At 68.6% G+C, this 20,438-nt stretch carries 7 protein-coding genes; all 7 read left to right on the plus strand.

The window, feature by feature from the left end:
- Position 1 precedes the first annotated feature (1 nt).
- The 7 genes from ACX9NE_RS26155 to ACX9NE_RS26185 are packed head-to-tail and all read left to right on the plus strand — an operon-like array spanning position 2 to position 20,423.
- Positions 2–6,535 (plus strand): type I polyketide synthase, encoded by a 6,534-nt coding sequence (locus tag ACX9NE_RS26155; RefSeq protein WP_459364518.1) that lies wholly within the window; start codon positions 2–4, stop codon positions 6,533–6,535.
- Complete coding sequence (locus tag ACX9NE_RS26160) at positions 6,532–12,024, plus strand: type I polyketide synthase (protein ID WP_459364517.1); 5,493 nt, start codon at positions 6,532–6,534, stop codon at positions 12,022–12,024. Before ACX9NE_RS26155 ends, ACX9NE_RS26160 begins: the two co-directional genes overlap by 4 nt.
- Entirely contained in the window at positions 12,021–16,469 is a 4,449-nt protein-coding gene (locus ACX9NE_RS26165; RefSeq protein WP_459364516.1) for a type I polyketide synthase, read from the plus strand. Before ACX9NE_RS26160 ends, ACX9NE_RS26165 begins: the two co-directional genes overlap by 4 nt.
- 10 nt (positions 16,470–16,479) lie before the next feature.
- On the plus strand, positions 16,480–17,487 hold the full coding sequence (locus tag ACX9NE_RS26170) for an ATP-binding cassette domain-containing protein (protein ID WP_459364515.1): 1,008 nt from the start codon (positions 16,480–16,482) through the stop codon (positions 17,485–17,487).
- Positions 17,484–18,299 (plus strand): ABC transporter permease, encoded by an 816-nt coding sequence (locus ACX9NE_RS26175; protein WP_459364514.1) that lies wholly within the window; start codon positions 17,484–17,486, stop codon positions 18,297–18,299. Before ACX9NE_RS26170 ends, ACX9NE_RS26175 begins: the two co-directional genes overlap by 4 nt.
- Positions 18,296–19,126 (plus strand): ABC transporter permease, encoded by an 831-nt coding sequence (locus tag ACX9NE_RS26180; RefSeq protein ID WP_459364513.1) that lies wholly within the window; start codon positions 18,296–18,298, stop codon positions 19,124–19,126. Before ACX9NE_RS26175 ends, ACX9NE_RS26180 begins: the two co-directional genes overlap by 4 nt.
- A gap of 22 nt (positions 19,127–19,148) precedes the next feature.
- On the plus strand, positions 19,149–20,423 hold the full coding sequence (locus ACX9NE_RS26185; RefSeq protein ID WP_459364512.1) for a phthiocerol/phthiodiolone dimycocerosyl transferase family protein: 1,275 nt from the start codon (positions 19,149–19,151) through the stop codon (positions 20,421–20,423).
- Positions 20,424–20,438 lie beyond the last annotated feature (15 nt).

Raw genomic sequence — 20,438 nt, forward strand, 5'->3', positions numbered from 1 at the left:
TGTGACTAGTCCCAATGCCCCGAGTCCTGACCGCCGGGCGATCATCACCGAGGCGCTGCACAAGATCGACGACCTCACGGCGCGTCTCGCGATCGCCGAGCAGGCCGGCACCGAACCGATCGCGGTGGTCGGCATGGGTTGCCGGTTCCCGGGCGGGGTGAACAACCCGGAACAGTTCTGGGACTTGTTGCGCGACGGCCGAAGCGGCATCGTCCGCGTTCCCGCCAACCGGTGGGACGCCGACGCGTACTACACCGACGATCACACCGTCCCGGGCACCATCTGCAGCCGGGAAGGCGGCTTCCTCACCAGCTGGCAGCCGGATGAGTTCGACGCCGAGTTCTTCTCGATCTCCCCACGCGAAGCGGCGGCAATGGACCCGCAGCAGCGGTTGCTCATCGAAGTCGCCTGGGAAGCGCTCGAGAACGCGGGCGTTGCGCCGCAGGGCATTCGCGGGACCCAAACCGGGGTGTTCGTCGGGGTCACCGCCTACGACTACATGCTGACGCTGGCCGGCCGGTTGCGGCCCGAAGACCTCGACGCCTACATCCCGACCGGAAACTCGGCGAACTTCGCCGCGGGGCGGCTGGCCTACATCCTCGGCGCGCGCGGTCCCGCGGTGGTCCTCGACACGGCCTGCTCGTCCTCGTTGGTGGCGGTGCATCTGGCCTGCCAGAGCCTGCGCTTGCGGGAAAGTGACATGGCGCTGGTGGGCGGCACCAACCTGCTGCTCAGCCCCGGGCCGAGCATCGCCTGCTCGCGCTGGGGGATGCTGTCGCCGGAGGGCCGGTGCAAGACCTTCGACGTGTCCGCCGACGGGTACGTGCGCGGCGAGGGCGCCGGCGTGGTGGTACTCAAGCGGCTGAAAGACGCGCTGCGCGACGGCAACCGCGTCCTGGCCGTCGTGCGCGGCACGGCGGTCAACCAGGACGGCGCCAGCAGTGGGGTCACCGTTCCCAACGGGCCGGCCCAGCAGGCGTTGCTACGCACCGCATTGACGTCGTCGAAGTTGCAGCCGGCCGACATCGACTACATCGAGGCCCACGGCACCGGGACGCCGCTCGGCGACCCTATCGAACTCGATTCGCTGAGCAAGGTTTTCGGCGATAGGGAGAGTGGCCCGCCGTTGGTGATCGGTTCGGTCAAAACCAACGTCGGCCATCTGGAGGCGGCCGCGGGTGTCGCCGGGCTCATGAAGGCCGTTCTCGCCGTCCGTCACGGGCACATTCCGCGTCATCTCAACTTCCACCAGTTGACGGCGCATGCGAGTGAGGCCGCAGCCCGGCTGCACATTGCGGCCGAGGAGCTCGAATGGCCGGCCACCGGTAGGCCGCGCCGGGCGGGGGTATCGTCGTTCGGCGTCAGCGGGACGAACGCGCATGTGGTGATCGAGCAAGCGCCGGATCCGGTAGGCGTGCCACGGCGCGGCCCGGATCCCGCGCTGTCGACGCTGGTGGTGTCGGGCAAGACGCCGCAGCGGGTGGCCGCGACGGCATCGGTGCTGGCCGACTGGCTGGAAGGGCCCGGTGCCCAGGTGCCGCTGGCCGACGTCGCGCACACCGTCAACCATCACCGCGCGCGCCAGGCCAAGTTCGGCACGGTGGCCGCACTGGACCGCGACCAGGCGGTGGCGGGGTTGCGCGCACTCGCCTCGGGTGCAGCCGCCCCCGGCGTGGTCGCCCCCCGTGAATCCGCCGTCGGACCGGGCACCGTATTCGTCTACTCCGGACGAGGATCGCAGTGGGCCGGAATGGGTCGCCAACTGCTGGCCGACGAGCCGGCCTTTGCTGCGGCCGTCGCCGAACTGGAGCCGGATTTTGTTGCCCAGGCCGGGTTTTCGCTGCACGACGTGATCGCCGGCGGTAAGGAGCTTGTCGGCATCGAACAGATCCAGCTGGGCCTTTTCGGGATCCAATTGGCGCTCACCGCGCTGTGGCGCTCCTACGGGGTGATCCCCGATGCGGTGATAGGTCACTCGATGGGCGAAGTGGCCGCCGCGGTGGTCGCCGGGGCGCTCACGCCGGCGCAGGGCCTACGGGTCACCGCGACGCGGTCGCGGCTGATGGCGCCATTGTCCGGGCAGGGCACGATGGCGCTGGTGGAGCTCGACGCCGAGGCCACCGAGGCATTGATCGCCGACTATCCGCAAGTGACCCTGGGTATCCATGCCTCGCCGCGCCAAAGCGTGATCTCCGGGCCGACCGGTTTGATCGACGAACTGATCGAAAAGGTCCGTCAGCAGCACGGTTTCGCCAACCGGGTCAACATCGAGGTGGCCCCGCACAACCCGGCCATGGACGCACTCCAACCCCGGATGCGTTCGGAATTGGCCGATCTGACCCCGCGGCAACCGAGCATCCCGATCATCTCCACCACCTACGCCGACCTGCGCACCGACGCGGTCTTCGATGCCGAGTACTGGGCGACCAACATGCGCAATCCGGTGCGCTTCCACCAGGCCATCACTCGCGCGGCGGACCGTCACGCCTGCCACACTTTCATCGAGGTCAGCGCGCACCCGCTGCTGACGCATGCGATCAGCGACACCCTCAAAAGCGCCCTCGAGGGCACCGACACCGATAACTACCTCAGCATCGGCACTCTGCAACGCGACGCGCACGACACCCTGACCTTCCACACCAACCTGAACACCGCCCACACCACCCACCCACCCCAAACCCCGCACCCGCCCGAACCACACCCCGTGCTGCCCACCACCCCGTGGCAGCACACCCGGCACTGGATCAGCACCACATCGGCCGCGTTCCAGACGGCCGGCACTCACCCGCTGCTCGGCATCGGGGTCACCGATCCCACCAACGGCACCCGGGTCTGGGAAAGCGAGCTCGACCCCGGTCTGCTGTGGCTCGGGGACCACGTCATCGACGATCTCGTGGTGCTGCCGGGCGCGGCCTACGCCGAGGTCGCGCTGGCGGCGGCGACGGACACCTTCGCGCCCACCCAGGAGCAGCCCTGGATGATCAGCGAGCTTGCCCTTCATCAGATGCTGCAGGTGATCGAAGGGACCGTTCTGGTCACCACGCTGACCGGCGACGAGCAGCGGTGCCGGATCGAAATACGTTCCCGCAAAGGATCTTCGGGTTGGATTACGCATGCCACCGCAACCGTCGCGCGCGCCGAGTCCGTTGCGGCGGTGGAGTTACCGCCCCCCGACGCCGCGGTGGATGAACTCGACCCCGAGGACCTGTATCAACGGCTGCGCGGCGCCGGCCAACAGCACGGACCCGCGTTCCAGGGCATTGTCGGCCTCGGTGTCGGGGAATCCGGGGCGGCCCGCGCCGAGGTGCGGTTACCTTCTTCGGCCAGAACGGGTTCCCGCGCCTTCCTGCTGCATCCGGTGATGATGGACATCGCGTTACAGACACTCGGCGCGACCCGGGTCGCGACCGACCTGGCCGGCGGGCAGGCCGCCCGGTCAACTCTGGTGGTGCCGGTGCGTTACGCGGGCGTGCACATCTACGGCGACATCACCCGCGGCGTCCGCGCGGTCGGCTCGCTCGCCGCGGCCGACGGTCGGCTCGTCGGCGACGTGGTGCTGACCGATCCGGCCGGCCAACCGCTCCTCGTCATCGACGAGGTCGAGATGGCGGTGCTCGGATCACACGGCGGCGCAAACGAACTCACCGAGCGCCTGTTCGCCTTGGAATGGGAGCCCGCACCGCTGGAAACAACCGCCGACACGACGACGGGTGCCCTGCTGCTGATCGGGGACGTCGCGGGCGACCCGCTGCTGTCGGGGCTGCGGTCGTCGCTGCAAGACCGGCAGGTCGAAGTCGAATTGGTCACCGCGAGCGACGAGGCGGCGCTCCGTGCGGTCATCACCCGAAGCGACATCGCCTGGGACGGCATCGTCGTGGCCTGCCCGCCCCGGTCGATCGACGAGTCGTTGCCGGATGAGGCTCAACTGGAGTTGGCCCGGACGCGCACCCTGCTGATCGCCAAGGTGGTCGAGACCCTGACGCGCATGGGCGCGCGCAAGAGCCCGCGACTGTGGATCGTCACGCGGGGCGCACAGCAGCTCGACCCCCGCGAGTCAGTCACGTTGGCACAGACCGGGCTACGGGGACTCGCGCGGGTGCTCACCTTCGAGCATTCGGAACTGGCGGCCACCCTGGTGGACATCGAACCGGAAGGCTTGACGTCATTGGAGGGCGCACTGGCGGACCTGACCGGGGAATTGCTCGCCGGTGCCGACCAGGACGAGGTCGCCTACCGCGACGGCCGGCGCTACGTGAACCGGCTGGTGCCCGCGCCGACCACGGCGAACGGCGATCTCGCCGGTGACACCCGCCGCACCGTCGTCGAACTCGACGGGACGGGCTCGGTGCGGCTGCAGATCGATCAACCCGGTCGGCTGGACGCACTGACTGTCCATCAGGTCAAGCGGATCAAGCCGCACGGCGATCAGGTCGAGGTCCGGGTCGCCGCCGCGGGCCTGAACTTCAGCGACGTGCTCAAGGCGATGGGCGTGTATCCGGGACTCGACGGTGCCGCGCCGGTCATCGGCGGCGAGTGCGTCGGCTACGTGACCGCCGTCGGCGACGGCGTCGATTCCGTCGAGCCCGGGCAGCGCGTCATCGCTTTCGGCCCCGGCACTTTCGGCACTCACCTGGGCACCATCGCCGATCTCGTCGTCCCCATCCCCGACACGCTGCCCGACTACGAGGCGGCGACGTTCGGCGTCGCGTACCTCACCGCCTGGCACTCACTGTGCGAGGTGGGGCGGCTGGCGCCCGGCGAACGCGTGCTCATTCACTCCGCCACCGGCGGTGTCGGGATGGCGGCGCTGTCGATCGCGAAGATGGTCGGCGCGCGCATCTACACGACGGCCGGCTCGGACGCCAAACGCGAAATGCTGTCCGGACTCGGCGTCGAGTACGTCGGCGACTCGAGAAGCCTGGACTTCGCCGACGAGATACTCGAGCTCACCGACGGCCACGGTGTCGATGTCATTCTCAATTCCCTTGCGGGCGAAGCGATCCAACGCGGCGTCCAGATCCTTGCGCCCGGCGGGCGGTTCATCGAACTGGGCAAGAAGGACGTCTTCGCCGATGCCAGCCTGGGATTGGCCGGGCTCGCGAAAAGCGCGTCATTCGCCGTCGTCGACCTCGACCTCAACCTGAAGCTGCAGCCGGCGAAGTACCGCCGGCTTCTGCAACACATCCTGGGCCACGTGGCCGACGGCACACTCGAGGTGCTGCCCGTCACCGAGTTCAGCCTGCACCAGGCGGCCGACGCGTTCCGGCTGATGGCCTCCGGTAGGCACACCGGCAAAATCGTCATCTCCATACCGGAGCACGAGACCATCGAGGCGGTCGCAGCCCCACCGCCTCAGCCACTGGTCAGCAGCGACGGCGGCTATCTGATCGTCGGCGGCATGGGCGGTCTCGGTTTCGTGGTCGCCCAGTGGCTCGCCCAGCAAGGCGCGGGATTGATTGTCCTGAACGGGCGTTCGGCTCCCACCGACGAAGTTCGGGCCACCATCGAGGAGCTCAATGCAGCGGGTCACCGGATCGAGGTGGCCATCGGCGACATCGCCGAGCCCGGCACCGCCGACCGGCTGGTGGCGGCCGTCGACGCCGCCGGCTTCCGGCTGGCCGGAGTGCTGCACAGTGCGATGGTGCTCGCCGACGAGATCGTGCTGAACATGACGGATACCGCCGCCCGGCGGGTGTTCGCCCCCAAGGTGACCGGCAGCTGGCGGCTGCATCAGGCGACCGCCGCGCGCGACGTCGACTGGTGGCTTACCTTCTCCTCGGCCTCCTCGCTGCTGGGCACCCCCGGGCAGGGCGCCTACGCCGCCGCGAACTCCTGGGTCGACGGCCTCGTCGCATACCGGCGCGCCGCCGGACTGCCCGCCGTCGGAATCAACTGGGGGCCATGGGCCGAGGTCGGCCGCGCCCAGTTCTTCGCCGATCTCGGCGTGTCGCTGATCACCGTCGACCAGGGGCTGGCCGCGATGCAGACGGTGCTCGCCGCCGACCGGGGCCGTACCGGTGTGCTCAGCCTCGACGCGCGGCAGTGGTTCCAATCCTTCCCCGCGGTCGCGGGATCGTCGCTGTTCGCGAAATTGCATGACGCCGCGGCCCGGAAAAGTGGGGAGCGTCGGGGCGGCGGCAAGATTCGGGCGCAGCTGGACGCCCTCGACGCCGCCGAGCGCCCGGGACACCTGGCAGCCGCGATTGCCGACGAGATCCGCGGGGTGCTGCGCTCGAGCGATCCCATCGACCACGACCGGCCGCTGGAAACCCTTGGCCTCGACTCGCTGATGGGCCTGGAATTGCGAAATCGGCTGGAGGCAAGCCTGGGCATCACGTTGCCGGTCGCGTTGGTATGGGCATACCCCACGACCACCGATCTCGCGACGGCCCTGTGCGAACGCATGGACTACGCGCCACCGGCCGCAGCCGAGACCCCCGATGGGGAAGCCGAATTGTCCGACGAGGAACTGGACTTGCTCTCCGATCTGGTCGACGCCAGCGAGCTGGAAGCCGCGACGAGAGGCGATTCATGACGAGTCTGGCGGAGCGCGCGGCGCAATTGTCGCCGAACGCGCGCGCGGCGCTGGCGCGTGAGCTGGTCCGGGCCGGCACGGCCTTCCCGACCGACATCGCGGAGCCCGTCGCGGTGGTGGGCATCGGTTGTCGTTTCCCGGGGAATGTGACCGGGCCGGACAGCTTTTGGCAGCTGTTGGTGGACGGCGTGGACGCGATCGCCGAGGTCCCGCCGGATCGGTGGGATGCGGAGGCGTTCTACGATCCGGATCCCGCGGCGTCGGGACGGATGACGACGAAATGGGGCGGTTTCATTCCTGACGCCGACGCCTTCGATGCCGACTTCTTCGGCATCACTCCGCGCGAAGCCGTGGCGATGGACCCGCAGCACCGGCTGCTGCTCGAGGTCGCCTGGGAAGCGCTCGAGCACGCAGGCATTCCACCGGATTCCCTGAGCGGCAGCCGAACCGGCGTGACGATGGGCCTGTCGTCGTGGGACTACACGATCGTCAACATCGAGCGGCGAGCCGACATCGACGCTTACCTGAGCACCGGGACGCCGCACTGCGCCGCGGTGGGACGGATCTCGTATCTGCTGGGACTACGTGGTCCGGCCGTCGCCGTGGATACCGCGTGCTCGTCGTCGCTGGTGGCAATCCACCTGGCCTGCCAAAGCCTGAGGCTGCGCGAGACCGACGTGGCCCTGGCCGGCGGGGTGCAGCTCACCTTGTCCCCGTTCACCGCGATCGCGTTGTCCAAGTGGTCCGCGCTGTCGCCGACGGGGCGGTGCAACAGCTTCGACGCCAACGCGGACGGATTCGTCCGCGGCGAGGGCTGCGGCGTGGTGGTGCTCAAACGCCTGGCGGATGCGTTACGCGATCAGGATCGGGTGCTGGCGGTGGTGCGTGGCTCGGCCACCAACTCCGACGGTCGGTCCAACGGCATGACCGCGCCGAACGCGCTGGCGCAACGCGACGTGATCACGACCGCGCTGCGGCTCGCGGATGTCAGTCCCGACAGTGTCGACTACGTCGAAACACACGGCACCGGAACGGTGTTGGGTGACCCCATCGAGTTCGAGTCGCTCGCGGCGACCTACGGTGTTCGCAAAGGCCCCGGTGCCGGCTCGTGCGCATTGGGATCGGTCAAGACCAACATCGGCCACCTGGAGGCGGCTGCCGGGGTGGCCGGATTCATCAAGGCGGTGCTGGCGGTGGAGCGCGGGCGCATTCCCCGCAATCTGCACTTCAGCCGATGGAACCCGGCCATCGACGCGTCGGCGACGCGCCTGTTCGTGCCCACCGAGAGCGGCCCGTGGCCGGCCTCGACGGGTCCGCGCCGGGGTGCGGTGTCGTCGTTCGGCCTCAGCGGGACCAATGCGCATCTGGTGATCGAGCAGGCACCCGACACGCCCGATACCGGGGGCCTCGCGACCCCCGTTGGCACACCGCATGTTTCGGCGCTGACGGTGTCGGGCAAGACCCCGCAGCGGGTGGCCTCGATGGCGGCGGCGCTGGCCGACTGGATGTCCGGCCCGGGCGCGACGGCGTCCCTGGCCGACGTGGCGCACACGCTGAGCCGGCACCGGACCAGGCATCCGAAGTTCGCCACGGTGGTCGCGCGCGACCGCGCGGAGGCGATTGCCGGGTTGCGGGCGCTGGCGGCCGGGCAACCGCGCGTGGGTGTCGTCGGTTGCGATCAGCACGCCGCCGCGCCCGGCCGGGTGTTCGTTTATTCCGGTCAGGGTTCGCAGTGGGCCGGGATGGGACGGCAGCTGCTGTCCGAAGAACCGGCATTCGCCAAGGCGATAGCCGAACTCGAGCCGATATTCGTGGCCCAGACCGGTTTTTCGCTGCAGCAGACGCTTGCCGACGGCGAAGCGGTATCAGGTATCGACCGCATCCAGCCGGTGCTGGTCGGGATGCAGTTGGCGCTGACCGAACTGTGGAAGTCCTACGGCGTGACACCGGATGCGGTGATCGGGCACTCGATGGGCGAGGTTGCCGCGGCGGTGGTGGCCGGCGCGTTGACGCCCGAACAGGGCCTGCGGGTGATCGCCACCCGATCGCGGTTGATGGCGCGGCTGTCCGGGCAGGGGGCGATGGCGCTGCTGGAGCTGGACGCCTCGGACACCCAAGCCGTCGCGTCGCTGCTTGCCGACTACCCGGACGTGACGCTGGCAGTGCATGCCTCGCCGCGCCAGACGGTGATCGCCGGGCCGCCGGAACAGGTGGACGCGGTGATCTCGGCGGCGGCCGCACAGAACCGGTTGGCGCGGCGGATCGAAGTCGACGTCGCTTCGCATCACCCGATCATCGATCCGATACTGCCCGAATTACGAAGCGCACTGGCCGATTTGGCACCGCAGGCGCCGAGCATCCCGATCATCACCACCACCCGCCCCCTGGACGAAACGTCACACCGGGCGATGGATGCCGACTACTGGTCGGCAAACCTGCGCAACCCGGTGCGATTCCGCCAGGCCATCGCCCATGCCGGCAGCAGCGCCGGTGGGTCCAATCACACCTTCGTCGAGATGAGCCCGCACCCCGTACTCACGCACGCCATCGCCGACACCCTGGAGGGCACCGGCAGCCACACCGTCTTGGCGGCGATGAACCGCGAGCACGACCAGACCCTGTTCCTGCACGCCCAACTCGCCGCCGTCGGAGCGGTGGCCGCGGACCACACCGCGGGTCAACTGGTGGATCTGCCACCCACACCGTGGCACCACGACAGATTCTGGGTCGCGGACCGCTCGGCGCTGTCCGAGTTGGCCGCCGGACACCCGCTGCTCGGCGCGCACATCGAAATGCCGTCCAGCGGCGGCCATGTCTGGCAATCCGACGTGGGAACCGACGTGTGTCCGTGGCTGGCCGACCACAAGGTGTTCGGCCAGTCCATCATGCCGGCCGCGGGATTCGCCGAGATCGCCCTGGCGGCCGCCGGTGCAGGACTCCAAGCAGGCCCCGGCCGCGTCGTGATCACCCAGTTCGAGGTGGAGCAGATGCTTCCCCTCGACCGCCACACGATGCTGACAACACAGTTGATTCGTCACGGAGACAGTCGGATCCGCGTCGAGATCTATTCTCGTGCCGCCGCCGGTGAGTTCACCAGGCACGCCAGCGCAATGGTCGAACAGGCACCGGCCGCCGCCGCGCGCACCTACGACGAGCCAACGGGTTCCGCGGGCGCGACAACCGTTTCGCCGGGGGATTTCTATGCCCTGCTGCGCCAGACCGGCCAACACCACGGTCCCGCCTTCGCGGCGCTGACCCGGATAGCCCGGCTGCCCGACGGTTCGTCGGAGACCGAGATCACCGTTCCCGACGAGGTTCCGCGGCATCCCGGATATCTGCTCCACCCCGTCGTGCTGGACGCGGCGCTGCAAAGCATGGCCGCCGCGAGTTCCGACGGCGAGGTCGCGGGTTCGGCCGAATCCAGCTATCTGCCAGTGTCGTTCGAGAAGATCCGGGTCTACCGCGACCTCGGTCTGCAGGTCCGGCGGTTGCGGTGTCGCGCGTACCTGACCAATCTGGACGCCGGCGCCGGCAAGATGGGCCGGATCGCCCTGATCGAGGATTCCGGTTCCATCGCCGCCGAGGTCGACGGCATCTACCTGCGCCGCGTCGAACGCCGTGCCGTGCCACTGCCGCTGGCGCAGAAGATCTTCGACGCCGAATGGGCCGAGAGCCCACTCACGGAGGTCCCACCGGACACCACCGCGACAGAGCCGGGAAGTTGGCTGGTGCTCACCGATCCCACACTGGATGCACCGGCCACATCGCTGGCAGACCAATTCGTCGAGCACTGGCGCTCGCCGACGCGGCGGGTGCACACCGCCGATCTGCACGACGAGTCCGCGGTGCTCGCCGCATTCGCCGAAACCGCAGGCGATCCGGAGCACCCGCCCGCGGGTTTGGTCGTCTTCGTCGGCGGTGCCTCGACCGGGCTGGACGACGGACTCCTGGCAGCGCGAGAGGCGGTGTGGTCGATCACGACCGTCGTGCGTGCGGTCGTCGGCACGTGGCACGGCCGATCGCCGCGGTTGTGGTTGGTCAGCGGGGGCGGGCTTTGCGTTCACGACGGCGATCCGGTGTCCCCCGCGACGGCCGCGCTGAAAGGTCTGGTGCGCGCCCTGGCCTTCGAGCATCCGGACATGCGCGCCACGTTGTTGGATCTGGATGTCACGCACGATCCGATGACCGCGCTCACCGCTGAACTCAACGGCCCCGGTGGCGACGACCTGATCGCCCGCCGAGGCGAACACCGCTTCGTCGAACGGCTATCGCACGCCACTCTCGATTCGGGCAAGCACAACCCGGTGGTGCGGCCGGGCGCCGCGTACGTCGTCACCGGCGGTCTCGGCGGTCTCGGCCTGGTCGTCGCCCGATGGCTGGTGGATCGCGGCGCCGGCCGCGTGGTCCTGGGCGGCCGCAGCGAACCCGACGACGAACAGCGCACGGTGCTGGCCGAATTGGAAGCCCGGGCCGAGATCGTGGTTGTCCGAGGCGATGTGACCGCGCCGGGGGTGGCCGAGAGCCTCATCGACGCGGCGGGAAGAACCGAGCTGCGCGGCATCGTGCACGGCGCCGCCGTCATCGAGGACAGCCTGGTGTTCTCGATGACCAGAGAAAGCCTGGAGCGGGTGTGGGCGCCCAAGGCCGCCGGGGCCTTGCGGATGCACCACGCCAGCGCCGGCTGCGAGCTGGACTGGTGGCTCGGATTCTCCTCCGTCGCTTCACTCTTGGGCTCCCCCGGGCAAGCCGCTTATGCCTGCGCCAGCGCCTGGCTCGACGCGTTGGTCGCGTGGCGCCGAGCGGCGGGTCTGCCGGCGGCGGCGATCAACTGGGGGCCGTGGTCGGAGGTGGGCGTGGCGCAGGCCCTGGTGGGCAGCGTGCTCGACACGATCACACCCGCGGAGGGCATCGAAGCTCTCGACGCACTGCTGGCCGCCGATCGTGCCGTCACCGGCGTTGCGCGGCTGCGCGCCGACCGGGCGCTGATCTCCTTCCCGGAGATGCGCGGCATCGGCTATTTCACCCGGGTGGTCGAGGAGCTGGATACCGCGGGCGACCTCGGCGACTGGGCCGGGCCCGACGCGCTTGGCGACCTCGACCCCGTCCAGGCGCAGCGTGCGGTGACCGAACGGATGTGCGCGCGCATCGCGGCGGTGATGGGCTACGCCGACGCATCGGCCGTCGATCCGAGCATGCCCCTGACCGATTTGGGACTGGATTCCCTGATGGCGGTGCGCATCCGCAACGGAGCGCGGGCGGACTTCGGCGTAGAGCCGCCGGTGACCCTGATACTGCAAGGCGCGTCCCTGCAAGATTTGACCGCCGACCTGATGGGACAACTCGGGCTATCGAGCCCGGATGTGGGCGCGGAGAACGTGAAAAGTACTGCCACCGTTCGCGACCGGGCGCAGCAGCGCGCGGCAACGCGACAAGGCGCCGCGATGCGGCGCAGAGTGAAACCTGGAGCACAGGGAGGACCAAACCAGTGAGCATCCCCGACAACGCGATCGCGGTGGTCGGCATGGCCGGCAAATTTCCGGGCGCCAATGATCTTTCGACGTTCTGGAGCAATCTTGTCAGCGGCAAGGAATCGATCGTCACGCTGTCCGAGCAGGAGCTGCGCGACGAAGGGGTCAGCGAGCAGACACTGGCCAATCCGGCGTATGTGCGCCGCGCACCGCTGCTCGACGCGATCGATGAGTTCGACGCCGACTTCTTCGGCCTCTCACCGCTTGCCGCGCAGGTCCTCGATCCGCAACACCGATTGTTTCTGCAGTGCGCGTGGCATGCCCTCGAGGACGCCGGCTGTGACCCGGCGCACTACGACGGCTCGATCGGCGTGTACGGAACCAGTTCTCCCAGCGGCTATCTGCTGCACAACCTGCTGTCCCATCGGGACCCGAGCGCCGTGTTGGCCGAAGGACTCAACTTCGACCAGTTCAGCCTGTTCCTGCAGAACGACAAAGACTTTCTGACCACCCGGGTCTCTCATGCGTTCGACCTGCGCGGCCCGAGCATCGCGGTGCAGACGGCGTGCTCGTCCTCGCTGGTCGCGGTTCACCTGGCCTGCTTGAGCCTGCTCAGCGGCGAATGCGACATGGCCCTGGCCGGCGGGTCCTCATTGTGCATACCGCACCGCGTCGGGTACTGGAACTCGCCGGGATCGATGGTGTCGGCGGTCGGCCACTGCCGGCCATTCGACGTGCGCGCCGACGGTACGGTCTTCGGCAGCGGTGTCGCGATGGTGGCCCTCAAGCCGTTGCAGGCCGCGATCGACGCCGGAGACCGCATTCATGCTGTCATCCGCGGATCGGCGATCAACAACGACGGATCGATGAAGATGGGTTACGCGGCGCCCAATCCGGCGGCTCAAGCCGATGTCATCGCGGAAGCGCATGCCGTGTCCGGGGTCGATGCCGCGACGGTGAGCTATGTCGAAACCCACGGCACCGGCACCCCGCTCGGTGACCCCATCGAAATCCGCGGCCTCCGAACGGCGTTCGAGGTTTCCGAGACACCCCGCAAGGCTCCCTGTGTTCTAGGGTCGGTCAAGGCCAACATCGGCCACCTGGAAGTCGCCGCCGGCATCGCAGGTCTGATCAAAACGATTCTCTGCCTGAAGAACAAGGCGATTCCCCCGACGCTGCACTACACCAGCCCGAACCCGGAGCTGCGGCTGGACCAGACTCCGTTCGTCGTGCAGAGCGAGTACGGCCCTTGGGAGTCCGACGAGGTACGCCGGGCCGGGGTCAGCTCGTTCGGCGTGGGTGGCACCAACGCGCACATCGTGCTCGAGGAAGCGCCGGCCGCGGCCACGTCGCACACCAAGCCGGCCGGCCCGCAGGTGCTGCTACTGTCGGCCAAAACCGCTGCGGCGCTTGAGGAGTCACGGTCAACGCTGGCCGCCGCGCTGGCCGGCCCGGACGCCCCGGACCTGGCCGACGTCGCCTTCACGCTCGCCGGACGCCGCAAGCACAACCTCACGCTGGCGGCGGTCGTGCACGACCACGAGCAGGCGGTCACCGTGCTGCGGGCGTCCGAACACGACAACATCATCGAGGGTGCGGCCGTCACCGAAACCGACGCTGACAAGGCTGCGTTGGACCGTGTCGTCTTCCTGTCTCCGGGTCAGGGCGCTCAGCACGTCGGAATGGCGAAGGGGCTCTACGACGTCGAGCCGGTGTTCGCTGAACATTTCGACGCCTGCGCCGCCGGGTTCCGCGCGGAAACCGGCATCGACGTGCACGCCGAGGTATTCGGTGGATCCGCGACCACTTTGGAGCACATCGACCGCGCTCATCCCGCGCTGTTCGCCGTGGAATACGCGCTCGGAAAGTTGGCCGAGAGCTACGGCGTCCGCGCCGGCGCCTACGCCGGACACAGCATCGGCGAGTACATCGCGGCCACGCTGGCCGGCGTCTTCGACCTCGAGACCGCGATCAAGGTTGTCGCGAAGCGTGCCCAGCTGCTGCACGCGTCGCCGGCCGGCGCCATGGTTGCGGTGACGCTGGGCCCCGACGCCGTCGCCGAGCACCTGGTACCCGGCGTCGACATCGCCGTGGTCAACGACCCCGCCAGCTGCGTGGTCGCTGGGGCGGACGACGCGATCCGCGCCTTCACCCAGCGCCTCGGCGAGCACGGGATACTCGCGCGCCGCGTACGCGTATCGCACGCGGCGCATTCCAGCTCGATGGATGCGGTGGTACCGGAATTCGAAGACTTCCTGTCGCGCGTGCAGCTCCGCGAACCACACACACCGCTGCTCAGCAACGTCACCGGGACGTGGATGTCCGCCGAGGAGGCAACCGATCCCGCCAGGTGGGCGCGCCAGATCCGTGCGACGGTCAGGTTCTCCGACGAGCTCGAGGCGATGCTGGCCGACCCGCACCGCGTCCTCGTCGAGCTCGGACCCGGCGGCAGCCTGACCGGATCGGCGGTACGCCACCCGAAATGGTCCAGCGGGCACCGGGCGGTCCGGCTGATGCGACACCCCGTGCAGACCGTCGACGATCGGGACGCCTTCCTGCTGGGCCTCGGTCAGCTCTGGTCGGCGGGTGTGCCGGTCGACTGGTCGCCGCTGAGCGGGTCCGCTGCCGGCTCCCGGCCGCAGCTGGTCACGCTGCCGGGCTATCCCTTTGCACGCCAACGGCATTGGGTCGAGCCAAATGTCGCAGTCCGCAGCGTCACCACCGATGCGCGCCAGCCGGCGGCGAACGGCGCCAGCAACGGCGCAGCCGTGGATCGCGGCCCCGGTATCACGTCGAGCACCGAGGACACCTTGCGCCGCATCTGGTCGCAATGCCTGGGCGTCGAATCCATTGACCGCAAAGACAACTTCTTCGAGCTCGGCGGCGACTCCCTGATCGCGATCAGCATCGCCACCAGCGCCGCCCACGAGGGATTTGAGATCGCTCCGCGGGATCTCTACGAGCATCCGACGCTGGCCGGCCTGGCGTCGGCCATCGACGCGCAATACGCTGCGGGCGGGCTCGCGAAGCCGCCGGACGAGACGGCCCATCCCGTCGTCCCGCCGACCATCGCGCACTTCCTCGAACACGGCGTGCGGGAGACCGGCAGCTGGCGGATCCCGTTGATCCTGCGGCTCGACCCGAAGGTGAGCGCCGACGACGTCCGCGCGGTGCTGGCCGCGGTGATCGACCACCACGACGCGCTGCGCATGCGGCTCGTCGAGCGTGCCGGGACCTGGGAGCAACACATCAAGGCGCCCGAAAAGGTACCCGGAAAAGCCGAAGCGACAGGCGAATTCGACCGGCTGCTGCTGCGCACACTGCCCGACGGCGTCGATCCCGAAACGCCGGCTGCCCGCGAGGCGGTCCTGGCCATCCTGGCCGAGCTCGCCTCCGGCCCGGATTCGGCCGACCCGCTGGCAGCGGCGTACGTGAGTAGTGCGGGCAGCGGCCCGCACTACCTGGCCCTGTCCGTGCACGAGATGGTCGCCGACAACACGTCCCGTGAAATTCTGGCGACCGACCTCTTCACCGCGTTCACCCAACGGCTCGCGGGCAACGAGATCGTGCTGCCCCCCACCAGCGCCACCTGGCGAGAGTGGTCACTGCGGTGCGCGTCGCTGGCGACGCACCCGGCGGTCCTGGAATCCAGCGACTTCTGGCGCGACAGCGCACGGGCGAACCTGCGGCTTGCCGATCCGGGCGTCACCAGTCCGCCGCACCGCGCCGACCTGACGCGGCTGCCGTCGGCATTGACCAGCGACCAGACGGCACAGGTCGACGACGCCCGTCGCAGGCTGACCGTGTCGCTCGAGGAGCTCCTGCTGGCTGCGCTGAGCCGGACCATCACCCAGACGGTCGGTGAGGGCACGGTGACCGTCGATCTTGAAGGGACCGGCCGCTCGGTGCTGCGGCCAGACGTCGACGTGCGCAGAACCATCGGCCGATTCAGCACGCTCTACCCGGCGCCGTTGCGCTGCGTGCGCGACAGCGACTCCACCGAGTTGCTGGGCTCGATTCGCGAGACCCTGAAATCGGTTCCGCACTACGGGATTGGCTATGGCCTGCTGCGTCATGTCTACGCGCCCACCGCGCGGCTGCTCGCGGCCGAAGGCCCCGCAGACATCCACTTCCGTTATGCGGGAGTAATTCCCGAGCTGCCGCCACTCGACGCGCCGGTGCAGTTCGACTCCGACGCGGCGATACCGGTGCGCGACCCGATCCCCGGCCTGGGCCACGCCATCGAACTGCGGGTGTACCGACATTCGGGAGTGCTGCACCTCGAGTGGTGGTACGACGCCCGGCGAATTCAGGCCGCAAGGGCTCAGGGGATGGCGCAACGCTTCCCGATGGCGCTGCGAGTGCTGATCGAGGACGCCATCGAGGCAATGCCCGACGATGACAGCTTCGGCTCGGAACGCGTGGAGCTGGCGCTGGTGGACTTGTCGACGCTTGATGCGGGTTGAGGACATTTCGATGAGCAAATCCGATAGGGACTACGAGAAGGCAGTCGTCGTCGACGGAGTGCGCAAGACCTTCGGCGAGGTGGTGGCACTGCACGAGGTCAGTTTCGAGGTCAACCGCGGCGAAGTGATCGGTCTGCTGGGCCCGAACGGCGCCGGCAAGACCACGCTCGTCGACATCCTGTCGACGCTGAGCCGGCCGGATCAGGGCCGGGCGGCGGTCGCCGGCTACGACTGTGTCACCGAGCCCGCCGGGGTGCGCCGTTCGATCATGCTCACCGGCCAGCAAGTGGCCATCGATGACATGCTGACCGGTCACGAGAACCTGGTGATGTTCGGCCGCCTGTACGGACTGAGCAGATCGGCGGCGCTTTCCCGGGCCACCGAACTCATCGAGGAGTTCGATCTGGTGCACGCCGCCGATCGGCGGGTGAGCACCTACTCGGGCGGCATGCGCAGACGCATCGACATCGCCTGCGGCCTGGTGGTGCGGCCGAAGGTGGCGTTCCTGGACGAGCCCACCACCGGGCTGGACCCCAGGAGCCGGCAGAGCATCTGGGACCTGGTCTCCAGCTTCAAGGCCAGCGGAATCGCCACCCTGCTGACCACTCAATACCTGGAGGAGGCCGACGAACTCGCCGACCGGATCATCGTGATCAACCACGGCGGGATCATCGCGGAGGGAACCGCCAACGAGCTCAAGGAGCGCACGGGGGCCAGCTTCTGCGAGATCGTTCCCCGCGCGATCAAGGACCTGCCCGCCATCGTCGACGCGCTGGGCTCGCTGTTGCCGGACAAGCACCGCGCCGCGTTGACGCCCGAGTCCGACCGCATCGCCATGCCGGCGCCGCACGGCACCCGCACCCTCGTCGAAGCCGTGTCACAGCTGGCGGCCGCCGACATCGAGGTGGCCGACCTGGCGCTGCGGCGCCCGTCGCTGGATGACGTTTTCCTGGCCCTCACCGAGGACGCCACCGCGGCGCCGATCGCCGAACATTCTGCTGCAGAGGTCATTTCGTGACGGCCGTGAGCTCCATACCGGCGAACCCGCGGGCGCTCACGCAATGGTGGGTGCTGACCGCGCGGTTCATCAGGCCGACCCTGCGCAACGGGGAGCTGGCACTGACCATCGCGTCCTCGGTGGTGTTCACCGCCGGCTTCTACGTGCCGCTGAGCCACGTGATGGCGAACGCCACCCGGGCCGCGGCCAGCAGCTACGCGCAATACATCATGCCGCTGGTCGCCCTGCAGGCGATCGTATTCGCCGCCATCTCGACCGCGTTCCGCGCGGCGATCGACTCTCGGCAGGGAATCAACCGCCGGTTCGGCACCATGCCGATGGCCCCGCTCACCCCGGTGGCCGCCCGGATCGCTGCCGCGGCGTACCGGTGTTCGGTGGCCTTGACGGTGTCGATCATCTGCGGCCACGTGATCGGGTTCCGGTTCCATCGTGGCGCCGTGTACATCGCCGCATTCTGCGGGTTGGTGATCGTGATCGGCGTGCTGCTGTCGTTCGCCGCCGACCTGGTCGGCACCGGCAGCCGCAACCCGGAGGCGATGATGCCGCTGCTGATACTGCCCCCCTTGATCTTCGGTCTGCTCTCCGTCGGAGTGCAGCCGGTCGAGCAGTTCCCGCACTGGATTCAGCCCGTCATCCGCAACCAGCCGATCTCCCAGTTCGTGATCGCGTTGCGCACGCTGGCCGGGGACACCCTGCCCACCGCGGGTTCGGTGACCTGGCCGGTCCTGACGCCCACGCTGGCATGGCTGGCCGGCCTGGCGTTGCTACTGGTTCCGACGTCGACGCTGGTGCTGTCCAGGCGGTCCTCATGACAACGATCGTGCGCGAGCACATCACGGCCGGCGATGCCGCCCCGTGGCATCCGGAGAATTCGCTGCGGATGCTGATCCCGCAGACCCTGGTGCAGACCAAACGGATACTCGTTCGATGGTCGCGGGATCCCGTGACACTCATCGAGACTCTGGTATTGCCCATCATGTTCTTGCTGACACTGAATATCGTTCTCGGGCAGCTGATTTCACAAACCACCGGGCACAGCGGGCTGTACGGCACGGTGCCGATGAACGCGCTCGCGGCCGCGATCAACGGCTCCTCCATCGGGGCGGTCGGTCTCATCGGGGAGCGCACCAACGGTCTGCTGCGCCGGCTCTGGGTCGTGCCGGTGCACCGCGCGTCGGGCGTCCTGGCCCGCATCCTCGCCGAGGCGGTGCGAATCCTGATCACCACCTTCGTCGTACTCGCTACCGGCCTGGCACTCGGATTCCGCTTCACGCAGGGTGTGCCCGCGGCCGCGGCATGGCTGGCGGTCCCGCTGATTTTCGGGATGGCGTTCGCGACGCTGATCACCATGGTCGCGCTCTACACGGCACGGACGTTTCTCCTCGAGGGCGTCACGCTGGTGCACATCCTCGCGGTCGTGTTCTCCACCGGCTTCCTGCCGGTGGACCAGTACCCGCGCTGGATTCAGCCCGTCGTCGCCCACCAGCCGATGAGCTACGCGATCGAGGCGATGCGCGGGTTGTCGCTGGGCGGCCCGGTGCGGTCACCGCTGACCGCGACGCTGCTGTGGTCCGCCGGCATCGCCGTGCTTTGCGTGGTGCCGATGCTGGTCGGCTACCGTCGCGCGAGCACTCGCTGATTCAGACAAGGGGATTGTTGAGGTGTTTCCCGGATCGGTGATCCGCAAGCTGGCACGCAGCGAGGAAGTGTTCGCGCACAACGAGACGTTTTTCGCGCTGGCCGTCGACCTGATCGGTACCGTCGACATCGGCGCGATGTCGGACGCTTTCGACGCGCTGCTGCAGTCACACCCGATTTTCGCCGGCCGCCTCGAACGAGCCGCCGACGGCCGCCATCAGATTGTCGCCGACGACCTGCTGCACCCCGGGATCTGGCTCGTCGGGGCCGCCGGTGCGGGTGCCTCCACGGGTTCGACGGCGAGCGCCGCGATGCAACTCGACCAGTACCAGTCGCTGCTGAATCTGCGGTTGAAGCTCGACGGCGACCGCTGCGAGCTGACGCTGTACGTGCAGCACGCCCTGGCCGACGCCCACCATGTGTTCAGCCTTCTCGAAGAGCTGTTCACCCGCTACACCGACGCCGTCGTCAACGGCGACGTCGGTGCGGTAACCCCGGGGCCCGCGCCCGAATCGCTGGAACAGGTGCTGGAGAAGCGGGGCATGGGCAAAAAGGCGCGGTCCGGGCTGGAGCGTTTCATGCCGCTGATCTTCGCCTACGACCTGCCGACCAGCGAGCCGCCGCCGCTGCCGGCGAACCCCGATGTCCCGCAAGAGATTCCCGCGGCACGGATCCGGCTCACCGAGCAGGAGACAGCCGACCTCGTCGAATTCGGGCTGGCCAACCAGCTCAGCCTGAACTCGCTGGTGGCGGCGGCCATCCTGCTGACCGAATGGGAACGCCGCAACACCCCGCACATCCCGATCCCCTACCTCTACCCGGTGGACCTGCGCTATCTCGTCTCGCCGCCGGTCAGCGACACCGGCAGCACCAACCCGATGGGAGTGGCGACGTTCGTCGCCGAGATCACCGCCGAGACCGACATCGTCGAGCTGGCCCGCAACATCGTCGCGTCGTTTCGGGCCGACCTGGCCGACGGCGTCATCCAGCAGTCGGTGTTGCATTTCAGCCTGCAGTACCAGGGCAGTCCGCCCGGCCTGCCACCGATGGTGCTGTGCACCGACGCCGGCCCGATACCCGCGGTGCAGACCCCGCCGGGGTTGGAGGTCGACGACTTCCGTAGCGAAATGCATTGCCCTGCAAGAACTCCAGTCGACATGTACAGCTGTGGGACGTTCGCCGGCCGATTGTTCATCGAGCACCATGCCCATGCGCCGGAGGCGCGGGAAAGTTCGCTCGAGGCAATACACGAGCTGTTGCGCTCCGTCGCCACCGAGGACAGCTGGGCCTTCGAGTAGTCCCGCTGAGCCCGC

The sequence above is a fragment of the Mycobacterium sp. ML4 genome (assembly GCF_054515735.1).

What these genes read in the sequence shown, in the direction of transcription:
- ACX9NE_RS26160 (WP_459364517.1), top strand. Translation starts at nt 6,532, where the DNA reads ATGACGAGTCTGGCGGAGCGCGCGGCGCAATTGTCGCCGAACGCGCGC.
- ACX9NE_RS26170 (WP_459364515.1), top strand. Translation starts at nt 16,480, where the DNA reads ATGAGCAAATCCGATAGGGACTACGAGAAGGCAGTCGTCGTCGACGGA.
- ACX9NE_RS26180 (WP_459364513.1), top strand. Translation starts at nt 18,296, where the DNA reads ATGACAACGATCGTGCGCGAGCACATCACGGCCGGCGATGCCGCCCCG.